The organism is Pseudarthrobacter siccitolerans (genome assembly GCF_001046895.1).
Lineage (GTDB): Bacteria > Actinomycetota > Actinomycetes > Actinomycetales > Micrococcaceae > Arthrobacter > Arthrobacter siccitolerans.
The window spans coordinates 64015-81279 of record NZ_CAQI01000046.1; the positions used below are offsets into that span (position 1 = coordinate 64015).

The 17265-nt window shown below is 63.0% G+C and carries 16 protein-coding genes and 1 tRNA gene; 7 read left to right on the forward strand and 10 right to left on the reverse strand.

Going from position 1 to position 17265, the window contains the following annotated elements; translation table 11 throughout:
• Positions 1-63 precede the first annotated feature (63 nt).
• Together tsf and rpsB are read right to left on the reverse strand one after the other, a co-directional pair.
• A complete protein-coding gene (gene tsf / locus ARTSIC4J27_RS13615; protein ID WP_050055740.1) occupies positions 64-900 on the reverse strand; it encodes a translation elongation factor Ts in 837 nt (278 codons plus the stop codon).
• A gap of 129 nt (positions 901-1029) precedes the next feature.
• Positions 1030-1899: a 30S ribosomal protein S2 gene (gene rpsB, locus ARTSIC4J27_RS13620; RefSeq protein WP_050055741.1), complete on the reverse strand. Its 870-nt coding sequence runs from the start codon at positions 1897-1899 to the stop codon at positions 1030-1032.
• Positions 1900-2341: 442 nt separating this feature from the next.
• Between rpsB and ARTSIC4J27_RS13625 the strand changes: the two genes are divergently transcribed.
• The gene (locus ARTSIC4J27_RS13625; protein ID WP_050055742.1) at positions 2342-2869 is read left to right on the forward strand and encodes a M23 family metallopeptidase; all 528 of its coding nucleotides are present in this window, start codon (positions 2342-2344) and stop codon (positions 2867-2869) included.
• Between the two features lie 39 nt (positions 2870-2908).
• Here the strand turns inward: ARTSIC4J27_RS13625 and ARTSIC4J27_RS13630 are convergent, their stop codons facing one another.
• Entirely contained in the window at positions 2909-4096 is a 1188-nt protein-coding gene (locus tag ARTSIC4J27_RS13630) for an acyl-CoA dehydrogenase family protein (RefSeq protein WP_050055743.1), read from the reverse strand.
• Between the two features lie 1044 nt (positions 4097-5140).
• Between ARTSIC4J27_RS13630 and ARTSIC4J27_RS13635 the strand changes: the two genes are divergently transcribed.
• Positions 5141-5926: a class I SAM-dependent methyltransferase gene (locus ARTSIC4J27_RS13635; protein ID WP_050055744.1), complete on the forward strand. Its 786-nt coding sequence runs from the start codon at positions 5141-5143 to the stop codon at positions 5924-5926.
• Between the two features lie 203 nt (positions 5927-6129).
• Here ARTSIC4J27_RS13635 and ARTSIC4J27_RS13640 read toward each other — a convergent pair whose 3' ends face one another.
• Both ARTSIC4J27_RS13640 and ARTSIC4J27_RS13645 read right to left on the reverse strand, forming a co-directional pair.
• The gene (locus ARTSIC4J27_RS13640; RefSeq protein ID WP_050055745.1) at positions 6130-8478 is read right to left on the reverse strand and encodes a DUF262 domain-containing protein; all 2349 of its coding nucleotides are present in this window, start codon (positions 8476-8478) and stop codon (positions 6130-6132) included.
• Positions 8475-10265 (reverse strand): DUF262 domain-containing protein, encoded by a 1791-nt coding sequence (locus tag ARTSIC4J27_RS13645; protein WP_083435459.1) that lies wholly within the window; start codon positions 10263-10265, stop codon positions 8475-8477. The genes ARTSIC4J27_RS13640 and ARTSIC4J27_RS13645 overlap by 4 nt, the downstream gene beginning before the upstream one ends.
• Before the next feature lie 166 nt (positions 10266-10431).
• On the opposite strand from ARTSIC4J27_RS13645, the gene ARTSIC4J27_RS13650 reads away from it, so the two are divergent.
• From ARTSIC4J27_RS13650 to ARTSIC4J27_RS13660, 3 genes are all read left to right on the forward strand, one after another.
• Complete coding sequence (locus tag ARTSIC4J27_RS13650; RefSeq protein ID WP_235436679.1) at positions 10432-10827, forward strand: VOC family protein; 396 nt, start codon at positions 10432-10434, stop codon at positions 10825-10827.
• A 122-nt stretch (positions 10828-10949) separates the two neighbouring features.
• Positions 10950-11381, forward strand: coding sequence for a DUF309 domain-containing protein (locus ARTSIC4J27_RS13655; RefSeq protein WP_050055951.1), 432 nt, complete (start codon positions 10950-10952; stop codon positions 11379-11381).
• Between the two features lie 136 nt (positions 11382-11517).
• Positions 11518-11763 (forward strand): AMP-binding enzyme, encoded by a 246-nt coding sequence (locus ARTSIC4J27_RS13660; protein WP_152683875.1) that lies wholly within the window; start codon positions 11518-11520, stop codon positions 11761-11763.
• A 580-nt stretch (positions 11764-12343) separates the two neighbouring features.
• Here ARTSIC4J27_RS13660 and ARTSIC4J27_RS22555 read toward each other — a convergent pair.
• On the reverse strand, positions 12344-12553 hold the full coding sequence (locus ARTSIC4J27_RS22555) for a hypothetical protein (RefSeq protein ID WP_152683876.1): 210 nt from the start codon (positions 12551-12553) through the stop codon (positions 12344-12346).
• Positions 12554-12639: 86 nt separating this feature from the next.
• Between ARTSIC4J27_RS22555 and ARTSIC4J27_RS13665 the strand changes: the two genes are divergently transcribed.
• Positions 12640-12855 (forward strand): helix-turn-helix domain-containing protein, encoded by a 216-nt coding sequence (locus ARTSIC4J27_RS13665; RefSeq protein ID WP_050055748.1) that lies wholly within the window; start codon positions 12640-12642, stop codon positions 12853-12855.
• Between the two features lie 999 nt (positions 12856-13854).
• Entirely contained in the window at positions 13855-14130 is a 276-nt protein-coding gene (locus ARTSIC4J27_RS22205; RefSeq protein WP_083435482.1) for a tyrosine-type recombinase/integrase, read from the forward strand.
• A gap of 92 nt (positions 14131-14222) precedes the next feature.
• On the opposite strand, the gene ARTSIC4J27_RS13675 is transcribed toward ARTSIC4J27_RS22205, so the two are convergent.
• From ARTSIC4J27_RS13675 to ARTSIC4J27_RS13690, 4 genes are all read right to left on the reverse strand, one after another.
• Positions 14223-14296: transfer RNA gene (locus tag ARTSIC4J27_RS13675), tRNA-Ile, on the reverse strand.
• A gap of 78 nt (positions 14297-14374) precedes the next feature.
• On the reverse strand, positions 14375-15571 hold the full coding sequence (locus tag ARTSIC4J27_RS13680; RefSeq protein ID WP_050055750.1) for a glycosyltransferase: 1197 nt from the start codon (positions 15569-15571) through the stop codon (positions 14375-14377).
• A 125-nt stretch (positions 15572-15696) separates the two neighbouring features.
• Entirely contained in the window at positions 15697-16605 is a 909-nt protein-coding gene (locus ARTSIC4J27_RS13685) for a DMT family transporter (RefSeq protein ID WP_050055751.1), read from the reverse strand.
• The gene (locus ARTSIC4J27_RS13690; RefSeq protein WP_050055752.1) at positions 16605-17225 is read right to left on the reverse strand and encodes a CDP-alcohol phosphatidyltransferase family protein; all 621 of its coding nucleotides are present in this window, start codon (positions 17223-17225) and stop codon (positions 16605-16607) included. The genes ARTSIC4J27_RS13685 and ARTSIC4J27_RS13690 overlap by 1 nt, the downstream gene beginning before the upstream one ends.
• Positions 17226-17265: the final 40 nt, after the last annotated feature.

Sequence of the window (17265 nt, forward strand, 5' to 3'; positions counted from 1 at the left end):
CCAAGTGGCCCGTTGCATGCAAAAGGGGCGGCCACCGAAGTGGCCACCCCCTTGCAGTATCGGCTAGGAGCCGACGCGGAAACGCGTGAACGCGGTTCCCTTGACACCGGCCTCTTCGAGGACCTGTGCAACGGACTTCTTTGCGTCCTTGGCAAATGCCTGGTCAACCAGCACCTCGCCCTTGTAGAAGCCGGTCACGCGGCCTTCCACGATCTTGGTGAGTGCGGCTTCGGGCTTGCCCTCGGCCTTCGCGGTCTCTTCGGCGATGCGGCGCTCGGACTCGACCAGGTCGGACGGAACGTCCTCGCGGGTCAGGTAGTTCGGGGCCATGGCAGCGATGTGGACGGCAACGTCGTGGGCGGCGGTGGCAGCAGCTTCGCCTTCACCGTCAACAGCGAACAGCACGCCAACCTGGGCCGGGAGGTCCTTGGAGGTCTTGTGCAGGTAAGCGTCAACCGTGGCACCCTCAACGCGGGAGATGCGGCGGACAACAACCTTTTCGCCCAGGACGGCGCCTTCTTCGACGACGACCTCGGAGAGCGGCTTGCCGTCAACTCCGGTGGCCAGCAGGGTCTCGAGGTCGGCTGCGCCGGACTCGACCGCAACAGCCAGGACCTTGTCGGCCAGCTGGATGAACTTGTCAGCCTTGGCCACGAAGTCGGTCTCGCAGTTGACTTCGATCATCACGCCGACGCCGTTGCTGACCTTTGCGGCCACCAGGCCTTCAGCGGTGGAGCGGCCCTCGCGCTTGGTAGCGCCCTTGAGGCCCTTGATGCGGATGATTTCGATGGCCTTCTCGGCGTCACCGTTGGCTTCGTCAAGAGCCTTCTTGACGTCCATCATGCCGGCGCCGGTGCGCTCGCGCAGGGCCTTGATGTCCGCGGCAGTGTAGTTCGCCATGTGAACCCCTCTGTCTAGAAATGTGTTGTGGTGTACGGACTGACAGGACGGCAGCCCACGAAAGTGGGCCGCCATCCTGTCAGCAGTTCCGGCGCCGCGGGCGGCACCGGGAAATCCGGTGTACTTGTGTTACTTGGCGTCTTCAGCCGGAGCAGCAGCGTCTTCTGCCGGAGCAGCCTCAGCGGCCGGTGCTGCAGCTTCTTCTGCCGGAGCGGCGGGAGCTGCTTCAGCCTTGCTGCCTTCGAGGAGTTCGCGCTCCCACTCGGCCAGCGGCTCTTCCGGAGCTTCGGTGGTGCCGGTGGCGCGGTTGTTGCGGGCGATGAGGCCCTCAGCAACGGCATCGGCAACAACGCGGGTCAGGAGGTTCACGGAGCGGATGGCGTCGTCGTTGCCCGGGATCGGGAAGTCGACCTCATCCGGATCGCAGTTGGTGTCCAGGATGGCCACAACCGGGATGTTCAGCTTCTTGGCCTCATCAACGGCGAGGTGTTCCTTCTTGGTGTCCACGATCCAGAGCACGGAGGGTGCCTTGGTCAGGTTGCGGATACCGCCGAGGTTGGACTCGAGCTTGGTGAGTTCACGCTTGAGGAGCAGCAGCTCCTTCTTGGTGTAAGCAGAGCCGGCGACGTCGTCGAAGTCGATCTCTTCGAGTTCCTTCATACGCTGGATGCGCTTGGCGACGGTCTGGAAGTTGGTCAGCATACCGCCGAGCCAACGCTGGTTCACGTACGGCTGGCCCACGCGGGTTGCCTGCTCGGCAATTGCTTCCTGGGCCTGCTTCTTGGTGCCGACGAAGAGGACGGTGCCGCCGTGTGCAACGGTGGCCTTCACGAACTCGTAGGCGCGGTCGATGTAGGACAGCGACTGCTGAAGGTCGATGATGTAGATGCCGTTGCGCTCGGTGAAGATGAAGCGCTTCATCTTCGGGTTCCAACGGCGGGTCTGGTGTCCAAAGTGGACGCCGCTGTCAAGCAGCTGGCGCATGGTTACGACGGGCATGCCGGCGCTCCTTCCGGCAGGTCATTCATGAGAAACCCCTGGGGCTTCTTACCCTGCCAATAGTTGACGGTTGATTAGCGTGGCCCGGGCGGGCCGTGCTCCTGGCGTCCATCGCGCTTCTCATCAGGACCGTAGTCCTGACCGCAAGAAGCCCGATCCTCCGAAGGAGGGCTGGACGCGCGTAGTCAGCCGCTGCTCCCCCACACTCCTGAATGAGATGTGCCGACGCAGGCCGGACAGGGGCGTATACCGTGGGGAAAACCTTTGGGTAGCCGCTGGACGGATAGCGTTGAGGGCGCAGCAAACTGCTCCATCAAGTGTACTACAGGCACCCGCAGGCGGAGGACAGGGACGGGGACATGCGCGACGCCGGCACCGCACCTTATCCACATAGGCGAAACTGTCCCTGCCGGCAGCATTTCAAACGTCGCAGGCTGGACTTATGAAACCACCGGCGTTGCTTGCGGCCATACTCTTGCTGCCCGCGTCCCTGGCCCCCACGGGGGAAGCACTGGCGTTCGGCCCCGGATCCCTGGCGCCTGCCGCCATCGTTGATGCACCATCGTGGCGGTGGCCGCTCTCCCCGCGCCCGGCGGTGCTGCGGGATTTTGACCCGCCGCCCAAGCCCTGGCTCAGCGGACACCGTGGCGTAGACCTGGAATCGGCGTCCGACGGCGTGCCGGTCACCTCGCCGGCCGCGGGCACCGTCAGCTTCGTGGGCGTCGTGGTGGACCGGCCGGTGATAACCATCGACCACGGCAACGGCCTGCGCAGCAGCTTCGAGCCGGTGGAGAGCAGCCTGGCCACTGGAAGCGTGGTGGCCGCCGGGCAGCCGATCGGGACGCTGCTGCCAGGCCACTGCGCTTCCACGTCCTGCGTCCACTGGGGCGTCCGGCGCGGTGACGGGTACGTTAATCCGCTGCAGTTCGTGATGGACCTGCGGCCGTCCATCCTGCTGCCGCTGAGTTAGGAAGCGAGCAATGGGCCCGGCAGATCCTGACGATCCTACTCAGACGATGGCGGAGATACCCGTGATGGCCCGCCCGGTCACCAGCGTGTTGATCTCGTGGGTTCCTTCATAGGAGTAGATGGCCTCGGCGTCGGCGAAGATCTTTGCCATTTCGAAGTCGGTCACGATGCCGTTGCCGCCCAGGAGGTTCCGGCCAATGGCCACGCTCTCACGCATCCTGGCGGTGGTGAACGCCTTGGCCAGCGCTGACTGCTCGTCCTTGGCCTCGCCGAGGTCCTCCAGCTGAGACAACCTCACCATCATGCCCATGGAGCTGACGGCATTGCCCAGGATCTGCACCAGCTGGCTCTGGACCAGCTGGAAGGAGGCCAGCGGCCGGCCGAACTGCTGGCGCTCCACGGCATAGCGGCGTGCCACGTCGAAGGCGGCCAGCTGCTGGCCCACAGCCTGCCAGGCGACGCCAAGGCGGGTGACTTTGAGGACTTTGTTGACGTCCCGGAAGCTGTTGGCGTTGGCAAGCTTGTAGAACTCTGGAACCACCACGTTGTCCAGCGTGATGTCGGCGTTCTGGACTGTCCGGAGGGCGATCTTGTTCTCGATCTTCGCCGCACTGAAACCCTCCAGTGCGGTGTCCACCAGGAAGCCTTTGACCCGGTTGTCTTCAACATCGCGGGCGTAGACCACCACCCAGTCGGAGAAGGTGGCGTTTCCAATCCAGCGTTTGGCACCGTTGAGGATCCAGGCGTCTCCCTCGCGCCTGGCGGTGGTCCGCGTCCCGCCGGCAACGTCCGATCCGCCGAGGGGTTCCGTCAGGCCGAAGGCCCCGATTTTCTTCATGGCGTAGATGTCCGGGAGCCAGGCGTCCTTTTGTTCCTGGGAGGCGAGAGCTTCGATGGAGCCGGTAAAGAGCCCGTCATGCACACCCATAAAGGTGGAGATGGACGCATCGGCGCGGGTCACCTCGGCGTGCATCAGGCCAGCGAAGAGGTTGGAGTGGCCCTGCCGCCGGACCGGGCTGACCAGGTCGATGTCCGCGAGCTTCGGAATGAGGTCCATGGGGAATTCGCCCCGGTTCCAGCAATCGACGGCGATGGGCTTGACCTCGCGGGCCAGGAAGTCGCGGACTTCCGCCAGCCGGTCCTGCTCCTTGGCGCTCAGCATTTGCTCGAACGCATAGAAGTCACCGTCGGCGTAGGGCAGGTTGAGTTCTGCAGCGGAAGTGGACATGGTTACCTCGCAAGTGATCAGCGGTGACCGGAGCTCGCGGAATGAGCACGGTATGTTACTGGTCAGTAACATACCGTATTCGTAGATGAGATGAAAGGGCTGCCTGTGCACGCCTTCCCCAAACGCGCCATTCCTTCCTGCCGCCCCCAACGCAACGCCCCACCACCTCCTGCCGCTTTCAGGCCAACGCCGAAGCAGTTCTGGTGTGGTTCGACGGCGATGCTGCCGCGGACGCGGGCGGGACTAATCGGGGCGATCACCAACAGTGACGGAGCGATCCCGGACTAAAGCCGAAGGTGATGGGGCGTTCCCCCGGAACAGCGCGGGACGTGATCGGGCGTTCCCCAATATGTCGTGGGAGGTGATGGGGCGTTCCCCAGGAACAGCGCGGGAGGTGTTGGGGCGTCCCGGTTTTTGACCCTAATAAGGAAACCGCGGCCCGTGCCATGCACCGGACGCGGTTTCCGCGATGTTGTTGTAGGGCTACTCGGACTTGAACCGAGGACCTTAGGATTAGCAATTCCTGTCTTTCGTCCGTTTCCGGTGGATTCCATCACCCCGCGGATCCCAAGCAATAGCGCCCCTCGAGCGATTCCAGCTGATCATTGCCTTTCGATCCTACTCGTTGTTTCCGGTGGGTAAGCGGTGGGCGAACGCCACCGTATGTGTCTGCCCCCCACCCCATTCGATGGAGGGCTGTCGGCAAGGATCTCGGTGGGCGGCGTCAGACGGGGAGCCTGGCACCCAGGTCGCCCGTGACCTCGGCAAGTCCAGGGCGACCCTGTACCGGCGATCCGAGAGTTGCCGCAAGCGACGACCATCTGAGTTCGCCTTCTGCGGTGGATGGGTGGCGGTCTACGGGCATCTGCTGCGTCCATCCGGGCCCGCCTACAAGCAAGACAGCTCAGGCTGTCATCTATCGGTGCATCAGTCGCCAGCGCGCCAACGTCGCGACACCTCCAACGACGTTGAGCAGCGGTTTTGTCGGAGGTGCCGTGCATCCTGATCTTACGAGACCGGACGCACGTAACTAGGAGAAGACAGATGACTGAGGGCCGGATTACCCAGCAGGACCTGGATTGGTGGCTGGAGTTTGCAACCTCCCGGGAGTGGACGTTCGCTAAGACCTATGCCGAGACGGCACCCCACCACTACATCGTCGAAGGGCGCACCTCAGGCGTGACCCACGAGGACATGGTTCGCGCCTCGCGCGTGATCCACACCTTCGGGCAGCCGGGCAAGTACTACTCGCTGACCAAGATCTATCTCGTCAGCCCCGACGGGAAGTACCGCTGGTGGACCGAGGACAACCACTTCACCGACACCACACTGGTCAACCGCGCAACGACTCGGCTGTTCTACGGAATCCAGAACGCACCCTCCACGGTCAGCGACATCGAGTCGCCGTACGACGCGGTCGCCACCATCTGGGACGTCCTGCACCCCACCGGCTCCGGGGAGTCAAACCGTGTCAAGCGGCTCCTCGATGATGCTCGGGGAAAGTACCCGCCCCACGTTCTCGACATCGGCTGCGGCACCGGCCGAGTGCTCGATCTTGGGCTCGCAAGTGCTGACCGCTATGCGGGCATTGACTCCAGTCAGGCGATGCTTAACCTCCTGATCCGCAAGCACCCGAAGGCCGCAGCAATCTACCCGGTCGATTTCCGCGATGCACTCATCGCCAACACTTTCTCCGCGGGCCAGTTCGACTGGGTCTTCCTCGACACTGCGGTCGAGATGACGGCCGGGCAGCGGGCCCAAGTAGAGCACATCGCCCGACTCGCGATGATCATTGTCGACGGGCACGAGTGGACTCTTCGTAATGTGTGAGAGAACTCTGCGAAGCGCATCCGCGCGGAGTCCAACTCGATGAGGGCCGCGCCATGAACCGGACATCGGAGCCCTCATCGCTGTAGACCCTTGGGCTTACGGATGGGGTTACACCCATCTCCTGCCGCCGGTATCTCCGTCACGATGCGCCATTCTGGAGCGAAGGTCGCAAACGCTTCGACTGCGGCGTTCTGCAATGACCGTCAGAGGTCCTCAACTGCCAACGCGCGCACCAGCCGCACACAGAGCTGTATCCGGTCCTCGCTATCCACTAGCCGGCCGCCCTCGGGAGTCTGCTGGACCATAACCCGCAAGTGGTCGTCAGAGTCGAACGCCGTCAAGGCCTTGGCGATCTTGACCTCGACGGTCTCTTGGTCGTCTGGAAGGACGAGTTCGAAAGCGTTGTCATCACAGCGAATCTCGATGCGGGACTTCTTGAGCGTGAGGCCTGGGTCATCGCGGTGCCACCAACTTGGTTCCTCGGCATCAGAACCTAGCGAGCCATCGACCCAGGCCGCACGTAGCAGCGCGTCGCTGAAATAAGCGTTGTAGTTGCTACCGTGAAGCATCCGGAGGCGCTGATAAGCGAATCCGCCGATTGTGCTGTCGTAGGTGCCGTCGAAGTAGCCATCGCCCTTCGAGCTGCGGGCGCCGGAGTAGCGGACGAGGTAGTATCGCCAGTCGTAGAAGTTGCGGGACTCGCGTTCAGCGAGCCATTGGGCGCGAATCGCATCGAGGGCGTCGCTCGGCTGATTCGTACCGGTCGCCGCCCTTGTGGCGACGTCGTCCAGCAGAGCCATCAGCGGCTCGCGCATGTTCGCGAGATTCGCCCGAGACCCCGTGGTGAGCATGTCGGTCCAGGAGTCGTCCTTTTGGGAACTTCCGAGCTGGCGACGCCTTCCCGCCCAGCCAACATCGCGTGAGTAGTCCCCTTTCGTGAGCAGCGCGGCGCCGAGCAGGTCGCGCAGTTCCTGCCCGCTCACGTCTGCGAATGCTTCAGCGCGTGCTTCCAGCGTGGCTGCATCGAGCTCGAACGCCATGATGCGTCCGCGAACCAGTGGGTGGTCTTCGAGTTGATGCACGGCGTCAATGGCTTCCGGGTGCTCGTCCAGAAACGACCATTTGAGGACCTCATCAGCAACCCAATCGCTTCGGAAGGCCCCTGAATCCTCCAGCTCGCCGTGAACGATCAGCTTTTCGGTCTGTGCCACGTAGGCAGGCATGCGATTGAAGTCGAGGAATGCGGCAGTGACATTGCGTAGAGAACGCAGGCGCTTGGCTATCTCGGCCTGACTTATCGTGTCATCGGCCTGTCGCGCGAGCAGGACTCCGAAGAGGAGCAGCGTCTCTTGTGCCGTGAAGTCGGACGCGTACCGGAGGATGCAACCACCGAACAGGTCAGGGGTTGTGGAGAAGAGCGGAATCGATCCTTCCCCGACGCCGCCGGCGGTGAACAGCTTGCTGAACTCGGCGCGCGGGTCGGGAGGAACTCTGATGTGGGTGACGGGACCGGCGTCGATCCACGTGTCGAACGCGTGGAAGAAGAAGTCTCGATTCCGAGCGGCATGTTCGTTGTCGGGGTCGGCGAAGGCGAGTCGGGCTCGTTCCTCGATCGGCCATAGCCTTCGTGCCTGCTTGTCGTGCCACTTTCGGTCAAGTTTCCCGTCGCGCCACTCGCAGATTTCGATGATGAACGTGAGGTACCGCTCAAACTCGTCGTCGATCTTGTAGTCGCTCGCCGCTCGCTTCTCGTACTCCCAGAGCAGGTCGGCCCACACTCCGTCGATGCTCTCGACGAGGTGCTTGTGCCGGTCAGGGTCGGCTGACTTGATGATGCTTTCGAAGTCCGCCTTGAAGACCTCAAACGTCGTCAGTGGCTTCCCGCGCGAGTTCATCTTGATATAGAGGTCTTCGCCGTGGGCGATATCGACGACGGGGAGGAACAGGAACCATATGGCGCTGTTTTGGACGTCGGCGGGCCGAGCTGCGAGCCGGTCCCACACGGCGTCGATTTCCTCGGCGTGCGGGTCGAGCCGTCGATGGATCGCGTCGAGGATGACGAGCATCGATGAGATGGTCGGGTCGTGGCGCCACGGGTAGACGTACCACGGCTGGTCGCTGATCCAGACCGATGGAGAGGCCAGCCCGCCCGGATACGGGTTCTCGGCGATGGTCTGGGTGAAGTCTCGAGCTGTCGGCCGGGTCGAGTAGGAGAAGTGCAGCCAAGGGGCGTCCGGGTCGAGCTTTTCTGCGCGCGAAGCGACATACCAGTGCAGTAGGAACAGGGTAGTGAGGCGTTGTTGGCCATCGAGTGGCTGCAGGATTCCGGCTTGAACGTCGCCGTACACGAAGTCGAGGCCCATGTGTCTGTCAGTCGTGGCGGCTTCGATGACCTTGTCCAGGAAGCGGTCCCGGAGGGCGCTGACCTCCTCGTCAGCTCGGCCCTGCGCGAAGTCACGCTGGATGATCGGGATCTCGATCTCAGTGATGCGGGGACGGTCTCCGACGGGTTCGTCGAATAGGCCGAGGAACGTGATGGGGTAGCCCTTCATACATCGACCTCGTCAGCGGGAGAGCTCTCGACAATCAGGAAGCGCTTCACCTTGTCGATCAACGCGGTGAGGTAGTGGGCCTGATCCTGTGGACCCCACAGGGAGAGTTGCTGGTCGGCCGCGGCCGTGTAGTACTTCAGGAAGACGTTACGGGTGCAGGGCAGGATGTAGGCCCCATCCTGGTCGAGCCCGATCACTTGTTCGCGTTTGAGGGCGAAGACCGCGTTGTTCAGCTTACTGTTGAAGTCGCGTTGGAGCAGCGCGAGATTGCCGAGTCCGTGCGTGTCCTCATCGGTGGCGTCAGCGTCAGGAGCGCTGAACAAAGCCAGGACCTGCCGGAAGATCCAGTCGAAACTCCGCTCATCGGTCTTACCGTCGGCCATGGCCAGATGGGCGTTGATCTTATCGATGATCTCTTCCACATCGGCCCGCTGATCTCGCGGCCAGTGAGACTCTTCGATCTTCTTCCTGTGCGTCCGTAGCCAGTCTCGACGTTCGGTCTCCTTCTCGAAGGCTTCGGAGTTCTGTGCATGGATGTGTTCCAGCGACCAGTTATCGACGTAGGCGTGGAACGAGAAGCGGCTCCCGATGTCGCTGCTGCGGAGCACGGTCTCGACATTCATGAGGAGCAGGACGTCGGTGCACTTGCCGTAGTCCTTCCCGTAGCGCAAGAGGGAGACCTTGTCAGTAGTGAGATCAAGGCGCTTGCGTGTTCGGTCAACGAGCGCCGTTCGGAAGTCCGAGTGCGTACGGGATCGGGATAGGTCGATAAGTTCTTGGATCGAGTCACCGACCTGGATGAGGTAGCCGATCCGATGGTAGAGATCGCGGTCTTGGAACCAACCTGTCAGCAGTCCGTGGCGCTCGACGACGTCGCGCCAGAAGGCGGCCGTTCCCCGCTTGGCGATGTCCTCCTGGACTTTGCTGAAGGTCCAGTAGCGGGGCCGTTCTCTTAGACCCGCCTTCGGCGTCATGGACTCGAAAAGGAAGTCGATGTGGGTCGATCTTTCGGTCGATGAACGCGTGAGGAATGCCCAGAACTGCGGCCCACGAAGATCCCTCTCGAACCCGTCCCATTGGGCAGCGATCTCCTGTTGCCGCCCCGACTTGCCGCCGGCTGCGCCGCTGTTGGATAGCACCAGAGCCTTGATCAACTCCGAGTCCGTGAGCGGGATGCGATCACGGTTCAGGCGCGTAAAGAGTGCGGTGGCGTCGGTGCCCGGCGGTGCCTCGTACCAGATGACGTAGACCCAGTTAGCAAGCGCCGTGTGGAGATTGATGGCGGCCTGTGTGGCGTTCGGCTGTTCGTCGAACCACTCTCCGATAACCTCGTACGCTTGGGCGATGTGGTAGTAGTCGATGTTCTCGTCACGGCGCGAGAAGTCGAGAGTCTCCAGGAAGTCGCGGCTACCTAATCGGGTTTCGTAGGTGAGCAGGTAGTCCAACTTGGAGTCGGCGATCTTCGTGGCGACGTATTTCGTGATCAGGAACAGGGTTGTTAGCCGCTGCTGGCCGTCGACGAGTTCCCAGCTCCCACCATCGCGCTTCAACACGACGATCGGCTGGAGGTAGTAATCGGTGGGCTCTCCCCTGCCGGCTTCGCGCTTGTGGGTCTTGATGTCCTCCAGAAGTTGGCGTACTTCGTGGCGTCCCCAGCGGTAGCCGCGCTGGTACGCGGCGACGAAGAATTCGCCTTGGATGAACGGCTTGTCGTCGTCGCCCTTCATCACGAGCCGGGGCTCAATCGTCGCCTCTGATCGAGCTGGTTGGTCAGCGAGTTTCCCCATGAGATAAGACTCTAGTGGGATGCCCCGACAGATTGGTGGATTGCGATGACGTGGGTCCCGACGTAGGGGCTCAGCTCACACCTGACTCCGGAGAGCCGGCGGCTTCCAGATCCCGGACCAGGATTCTGCGTTCCCGACACGATCCAATCACGGAAAGGAGGGCAGGATGGAGAACATGGAAGTCCTTGGCAGCCGGATCCTGCTTCATCCGTCCGACCCTGAGCGGAGCCACCGGTTTTATCGGGACACGCTTGGCCTGGCAATTTACCGGGAATTCGGGAGCCCTGATGCGCCGGGCCTGGTGTTCTTCCTGGGCAACGGTTTTCTTGAGGTCAGCGGACGGTCGCCCGGTCCCCCGGGGAATACCATGGCAATCTGGATCCAGGTCCGCGACGTGCAGCTCGAGCACGAGCGGCTGCTGGCAGCGGCGGTCCCGGTGATCCGCAAGCCGCAGCAGGAGCCATGGGGGCTGGTGGAGATGTGGATCGCGGACCCCGACGGAGTACGAATTGTGCTGGTTGAAGTTCCGAAGGATCACCCCCTGCGACGGGACCAGCGGTAACCAATTTCTCCTCCAGGCCGACAGCCTCCTCCGCGCCGGCCGTGTTCGACGGCGCCAGGTCCTAGCATTGGGCGTATGAAAGGCCCGGCAAGGTCCAGGAACGCTAAGGGATGGAAACTACAATGACCGGTGACCGGGATCGGGATGCTCTAAAACGCCCGCGGCAGGCCCGGCCCCGTGACGCCCTTGGGCGGCCCCTGCCGTACGGAAGCGCGGGCGTCGAGCCGGTTTCGGAGGAGCCGCTGCCGCCGGCGAAGACCCTGGTCTTGGCCCGGACTCTGGTGGAGGGCGGCCGGCCCTTCGCCGCGCATGAGGTACTTGAGGCCCGTTGGAAAGCCGGACCGGACGAAGAACGCCAGCTCTGGCAGGGCCTCGCCCAGATCTGCGTCGCGCTCACCCACGCCGCCCGAGGGAACTCCGTTGGTGCGCTTCGTCTCTTCGAGCGCGGCGCGGCCCGGCTCCAGGAGTACGGTTCCGGCGAAGGGCGAACCTATGGGCTGGACTTGTCCGCCGTGGTGAACTGCGCCCGTGATCGGCTGCTTACCGGCCAGTGAGCCGACGCCGAGCACCCCGCGCAGTCGGCGCAGTCACTTCTGGGAACTGCTGATTGACTTGGTTGGCCGTCTTACCGTCGGCCGGGGCCAGTGGGATGAACTCGGATACCTCTACATCAAGGACCGCAAAGCAGACATGATCATCACCGGCGGATACAACGTCTACTGCTCCGGAGTAGAAGCCGAAATCCATAAAATCCCTGGCGTGGAACAGGTCGCAGCCATCGGCGTGCCCGACGAGGACTGGGGTGAAGCTGCCTGCGCCGTCGTCCCGACCCCCAACAGCCACATAACCGAAGACGACATACTCTCCAGGCCCGCAGCCTCCTCGGAAACTACAAGAGGCCCAAAAAGGTTCAAATCATCGGAGCAATGCCCTTAACGCCGTTCGGTAAGGCGGATAAATAAGGCCCTCCGCGCCCCGTACTGGGCCGGCCGGGCGCGGGCCATCTAGCCATGATCCGGCATCAGAAAGTCCAGACAGCCACGGGTATGACCGCAATCTTGGTCGACTCGATCTCCTTCGTCACCGAAGAGGACAGCGGGGCCGTCATCGTCTGTGCATCGCACGTCGATCTTCCACCGTCCTTTGTGGGCGGTTTGTGCGTCAGTCACCGGGGCGGCAGTCCGAACTCGCGGCGGAGGTCGTCACCGCTGGTCGTCTTGCACTCCGCGATGCCGCGCGCGGCCTGATCCACGTCTTCGGGAATGCCAGGTGGCCAAAGCCAAAGGAACCGCTACGACCCGATCCGATCCGAAGCCCAGAGTGTGCACATTGTGCACACTCCCCTTTTTGCCTTGCGGCAGCAGCGCTCAGCGGGAGGAAAAAAACCTCGACGTCGTCCGACGCCTTCGGCCTCCCAAGCCCAGAACGCCGGGGCTCGGCGAGACACTTGGGGCCGATTCGACGTTTCTTCTACTCCAAGGGTCGTCATCGCGGCGGTCACCTCCTGTCACTCATCTCATGGCGTAAGCGGCAGAATCTGACCATCCGTCGGCACGTAGTAATGCTGCATTGCGCTGGTCTTGTCGAACGCATGTCCATTGCCCGATTCACCGCTTGCCCGGATCAAGCGCGGGGAGAAATCCAAACCATGGCCGCCAGCTTTGCCGGAGAGGTCAAGCCAGATTCGGCATTTCATATGGACTAGCGACGCTTGCCACCAAGTCATGCAGCCAGGTCTACTGGCGCCTATGGACTAGGAACACCGCCGGCAGCACGTACCGGCAGTAATGCCGACATGAAGGAGAATCTCACATGACTACCACGCCAGAACGCAGCGGCGGGCCGGGTGCGGCCGAACAAGAATGGCTCACGCCAAAAGAGATCTGCGCTCAACTCCAGATCCCCGAACAGACGTTCTATCAATGGCGGGTGAAGCACGTCGGACCGAAAGCTCACCGGATCGGTAAGCATCTGCGCATCAGCCGCCGGGACTTTGAGGCCTGGTTATCGGCAAGACTGGAACCGTAGATGGCATCCCGCCGGCAGGTTCAGGTCAGATTGGTGGTCTCGCACGCCCCTCCGGAGAACCGCCTCCCTAAAGACAGCGACAGCTATGCCTAGACCCCCACTTCAAATCGGCACTTGGGGGAGAATAAGCCGGGACGAGGTGAGCCCCGGAGTTTGGCGGGCCATGGCCCGGTTTCGTGACTTCGACGGTGTGACCCGGAAAGTCGAAGCGCGGGCGACAGCTACATCAAAGAATGACCGTGGCGCGAAAGCGGAGCGGCCGCTGATCGCTGCACTGACGGATCGGGCGATGCCGGCCGGGGAGGACATCACCGGTGACATGCGCATCACGAAGCTCGCCCTTATCTGGTGGGCGGAGTTTGAGGACACAGGCCGGGCGCTGAACACCCGGCGCCGGTACCGGGACATCATGGACAACTACGTCTGCCCGGGCGTCGGCGGCCTCCGGATCCGGGAAGCCACAGTCTCCACCCTGGACCGGTTCCTGAAGACCATGAGGACCAAGCACGGAAACGCGACCGCGAAGCTTTGCAAGACCGTCTTGTCGGGCATGCTGGGCCTGGCAGCCAGGCACGGCGCCCTTGACGGAAACCCGCTGCGTGAAGTCGCCACGATTCCAACCAGCCACAAGGAAGTCCGGGCACTGACCGTGGCGGAGGTCGGCGCCCTGCGTGCCGGGCTCCGCCAGTGGGAGGCCAGCAAGAAGCAGGCTGGCCACTATCCAACCGTGGACATGCTCGACGTCGTCGACATCATGCTCGCCACCGGGGCGAGGATCGGTGAAGCCCTCGCGATCCGTTGGAAAGACATCGACCTGAAGACTGCCCGTCCCACGGTCACGGTGAACGGGACCATCGTCTACATGCCGGGTCAGGGCCTGACCATCCAGGATCACCCTAAGACCGCAAATTCCCGCCAAAGGTACTTCTTACCCGCCTTCGCAGTGGAAATGCTTCTGAGGCGGCAAATCGGGCAGCTGGAGGCCAACCGTGGGACGTCGTGTTCCCCTCTGCCGTCGGTTCTCTCCGGGACCCCAACAACTTCCGCAAGCAGTGGCGCTCAGCGCGTGACGACCTCGGCTTCGAGTGGGTCACCCCGCATACCTTCCGAAAGACGGTAGGAACCCTGCTGGAAGCCTCCTCAGGCATGGCCGTGGCGTCCGCCCAGCTGGGGCACTCCAGCGAGAACGTCACGCGGAAGCACTACGTCCAGAAGACCCACGAGGCGCCGGACAACACGACTCTGCTGGAGGCATTCGGCCAGCGCATGGAATGATTCCGGTGGGTTTCCGGTGGATGCCGACCTTAGAACTTAAAAAGAGAAGAGCCCCTGATCGGCGTTTCCGCAGGTCAGGGGCTCTTTTGGGGTAGGGCTACTCGGACTTGAACCGAGGACCTTAGGATTATGAGTCCCGCGCTCTAACCAGCTGAGCTATAGCCCCCCATGCCCCGGGCCGGCCCTCCTGAAAAAGGGGAGATGCCTGCGGGGCAAAATTACTCTAGCAAACCGTGGGATGCGTTTAGACCACTTTGTCCTCGAAGCGTGCGCCCCGGTACAGGTCCTCGAAGGTCTGCAGGGTGCCTTCGATGCTGTGCCGTTCCACCATCTGCCGGCTAACCTGGCCCATGGCTGCGCGCTGGTCTGCGGGCAGTTCCAGGATCAGGGTGATCTTCTTGGCCAGGTCGTCGCTGTCACCGGGGGTGAAAAGGTATCCGTTTTCGCCATCGCGGACCAGGTGCGGCAGGGCCATGGCGTCTGCGAGTACAACCGGGGTGGAGGCTGACATCGCCTCCAGCGTGACCAAGGACTGGAGCTCCGCAGTGCCGGGCATGCAGAACAGGTCGGCCCGGATATAGGCCTTCCGCAGTTCCTCGTCGCTGGCCAGTCCCAGGAACTTCACGCGGCCCCCCAGCCCGAGCCGCTGGACGAGGTTTTCGAGGTTGGACCGCACCTCACCGCCACCCACGATCTCCAGGTTGACCTTCAGCTCGGAAGGCGTCTTGCCGACGGCCTCGATCAGCACGTCCACATGCTTCTCCTCCGCCAGGCGTCCCACGAACAACACCGTGGGGTGCGGGTGCGGTTCGATCTGCTCGCCGGGCTGCAGCTCGTAGGCCGCGGAGTCGATGCCGTTGGAGAGCGGAAGGACCTTGCGCAGGAAGGCGTGCTGGTGCATGGCCTTGGCAGCCAGCGGGGTGGGGGTGGTCACCACGTCCGCCTGGCCCATGACCTTGCCCATGTCCTTCCAGGAGATGCGCCCGATGATGTTCTTGAACCACTGGGGGAACGGCAGGAACGGGTTGAGGTTTTCCGGCATGAAGTGGTTGGTGGCGACGATCCGGATGCCGCGCCGGACAGCTTCGTAGAGGACGTGCTCGCCGATCATGTAGTGGCTCTGGATGTGCACCACATCGGGCTGGACGCGGTCGAAGAGGAGGCTGATTTCCTTCTTGATTTCCCAGGGGAAGCAGATCCGGAAGTACTCGTGCGTGGGGACGCCGTGCGAACGGAGCCGGTGGACGGTTGCCTCTGACCGGAATTCCGTGAAGCTCTTCCCGTTGTCCGCCCGGCAGGCCAGCACGTGCACGTTGTGGCCGCGGCCGGACATTCCCTTCGCCAGGCGGTAGCCGAACTGGGCTGCGCCGTTGATGTGCGGCGGATAGGTGTCAGCGGCGATCAGGATGGTCAGGGCTTGCTGGTCTGCGGGCGTGGTCACGTGGAGGGCTCCTGATGGTCACGGTGCGGACAGCTGGTACTGACAGCACGGCCGGCCGCGGCTGGCGCCGGGGCCTCGTGTATTTACTGGCTGGAAGGGACGGACTGGAAACTGGTCGGCAGGAACTAAAGGACCGGCTTGCCCGCGGTTCGTCGCGCGTCCTTCTTGCGCTTCGTGACCTCGGGGTGGTGCCGGGAAAGGGCGATTACCCCCACGATAGCAAGGGAAGCGGCAGTTCCCATGGCAATGGCCATCACGGCGTGCACATCCGGTCGGAGTTCTCCGAGGATGACAATCCCGATGGCGATTCCCACCAAGGGATCGATGACCGTCAGTCCTGCGATGACGAGGTCGGGAGGTCCTGAGGAGTAGGCGTTTTGGACGAACCATGACCCGAGTCCTCCTGCGGCGATCAGCGCAACCACTGAGTACCACTGCACATTCAGCAGGAAGAGCCCGTTCGGATCGAGCAGGTGCTTGCCGATAATCCGGGTAAGTACGGCCACGAATCCAAAGAGCACCCCGGCCCCCAGAATGTAGACGAAGGCGTTGATCCGGTGCTTGAACATCACTGCCAACGTGCCGAAGAGGCCGACGGCGAGGGCGAGCAGCAGCACGATGGTGAGTTCGTCCGCGACGCTTACGTGGTGGTTTTCCTGGGTGACGTTGACCGCGAGGATAACAAAGAGCGCCGAGCCTGTCACGCAGGCTGAGATGGCAACCACCGTTGCCCGGTTGATCGTGAGGTCCTGGTCCTTGGCATTGATGATGGTGGTGATGACCAGCGCGATGGCCCCGATGGGCTGAACGACGGTAAGTGGGGCTGACACAAGGGCCACTGCGTTCATGGCCATTCCGGCGCCCAGCAGGAGAAGGCCGAACACCCAGCGGGGGTTCCTCAGCAGGCGGAGGAACCCGTTCGAGCTCAGGGCCAGTCCCCCGGTGTCCGCCTTGACGGCGCTTCCCTGGCGCTGGGCACCCAGGGCGAGGCAGAAAGCCCCGAGAAGCGCCAGCACAACGGCCATCCACACCATCAGGCGGTCCCGCCGTCGTGACGCAGCTGTCTGCCTTTGCGCAGGATGGCCCAGAAGTAGTTGTAGGCGGCGATCCAGTGGCCGATCAGGCCAAGCCCCAGCACAATCCACGCCGCGACAAACAGCTCATCGGACCATCCCGTGTCCAGGCGCGAGAGGACCAGCAGCGGAGTGCCGAGCAGCAGCAGGCCGGTGCGGACCTTTCCCACCACGCTCACCGGAAGGTCCGGGTGTCCGCGGAAGAAGGAAAGCGTCAGTGCCAGCAGGATGGCGTCCGGGATGACCAGCGCGGCAAGGTAGAGCCAATGGACGACGCCGGCAATCACCAGGGTGACGGCGACGGCGATCAGCGCCAGGCGGTCGGCGATGGGATCCAGGACCCGGCCGAGCTTGGAAGCCTGGTCGAAGCGGCGGGCAACGTAGCCGTCAATCCAGTCGGTGCCGGCCATAACCGCCAGGACCACCACGCCGGCGGCGTATTCCTTCGGCCCCAGGACCAGCCAAATGAACAGGGGCACCCCCATAAAGCGCACCACGGTGAGCAGGTTGGGGATGGTGAAAACGCGGTCGTGGTCCACCTGGGGGCGGCCGGGCCGGGAGCCGGCACCGATGAACTTCATCCCGTCCCCTTCCTTCCCGCTGCCCTCCGGCGCCTACTAA

Coding starts and splice junctions, on each gene's coding strand:
- tsf (WP_050055740.1), bottom strand. CDS start 900: ATGGCGAACTACACTGCCGCGGACATCAAGGCCCTGCGCGAGCGCACC.
- rpsB (WP_050055741.1), bottom strand. CDS start 1,899: ATGCCCGTCGTAACCATGCGCCAGCTGCTTGACAGCGGCGTCCACTTT.
- ARTSIC4J27_RS13625 (WP_050055742.1), top strand. CDS start 2,342: ATGAAACCACCGGCGTTGCTTGCGGCCATACTCTTGCTGCCCGCGTCC.
- ARTSIC4J27_RS13630 (WP_050055743.1), bottom strand. CDS start 4,096: ATGTCCACTTCCGCTGCAGAACTCAACCTGCCCTACGCCGACGGTGAC.
- ARTSIC4J27_RS13635 (WP_050055744.1), top strand. CDS start 5,141: ATGACTGAGGGCCGGATTACCCAGCAGGACCTGGATTGGTGGCTGGAG.
- ARTSIC4J27_RS13640 (WP_050055745.1), bottom strand. CDS start 8,478: ATGAAGGGCTACCCCATCACGTTCCTCGGCCTATTCGACGAACCCGTC.
- ARTSIC4J27_RS13645 (WP_083435459.1), bottom strand. CDS start 10,265: ATGGGGAAACTCGCTGACCAACCAGCTCGATCAGAGGCGACGATTGAG.
- ARTSIC4J27_RS13650 (WP_235436679.1), top strand. CDS start 10,432: ATGGAGAACATGGAAGTCCTTGGCAGCCGGATCCTGCTTCATCCGTCC.
- ARTSIC4J27_RS13655 (WP_050055951.1), top strand. CDS start 10,950: ATGACCGGTGACCGGGATCGGGATGCTCTAAAACGCCCGCGGCAGGCC.
- ARTSIC4J27_RS13660 (WP_152683875.1), top strand. CDS start 11,518: ATGATCATCACCGGCGGATACAACGTCTACTGCTCCGGAGTAGAAGCC.
- ARTSIC4J27_RS22555 (WP_152683876.1), bottom strand. CDS start 12,553: ATGACTTGGTGGCAAGCGTCGCTAGTCCATATGAAATGCCGAATCTGG.
- ARTSIC4J27_RS13665 (WP_050055748.1), top strand. CDS start 12,640: ATGACTACCACGCCAGAACGCAGCGGCGGGCCGGGTGCGGCCGAACAA.
- ARTSIC4J27_RS13685 (WP_050055751.1), bottom strand. CDS start 16,605: ATGGTGTGGATGGCCGTTGTGCTGGCGCTTCTCGGGGCTTTCTGCCTC.
- ARTSIC4J27_RS13690 (WP_050055752.1), bottom strand. CDS start 17,225: ATGAAGTTCATCGGTGCCGGCTCCCGGCCCGGCCGCCCCCAGGTGGAC.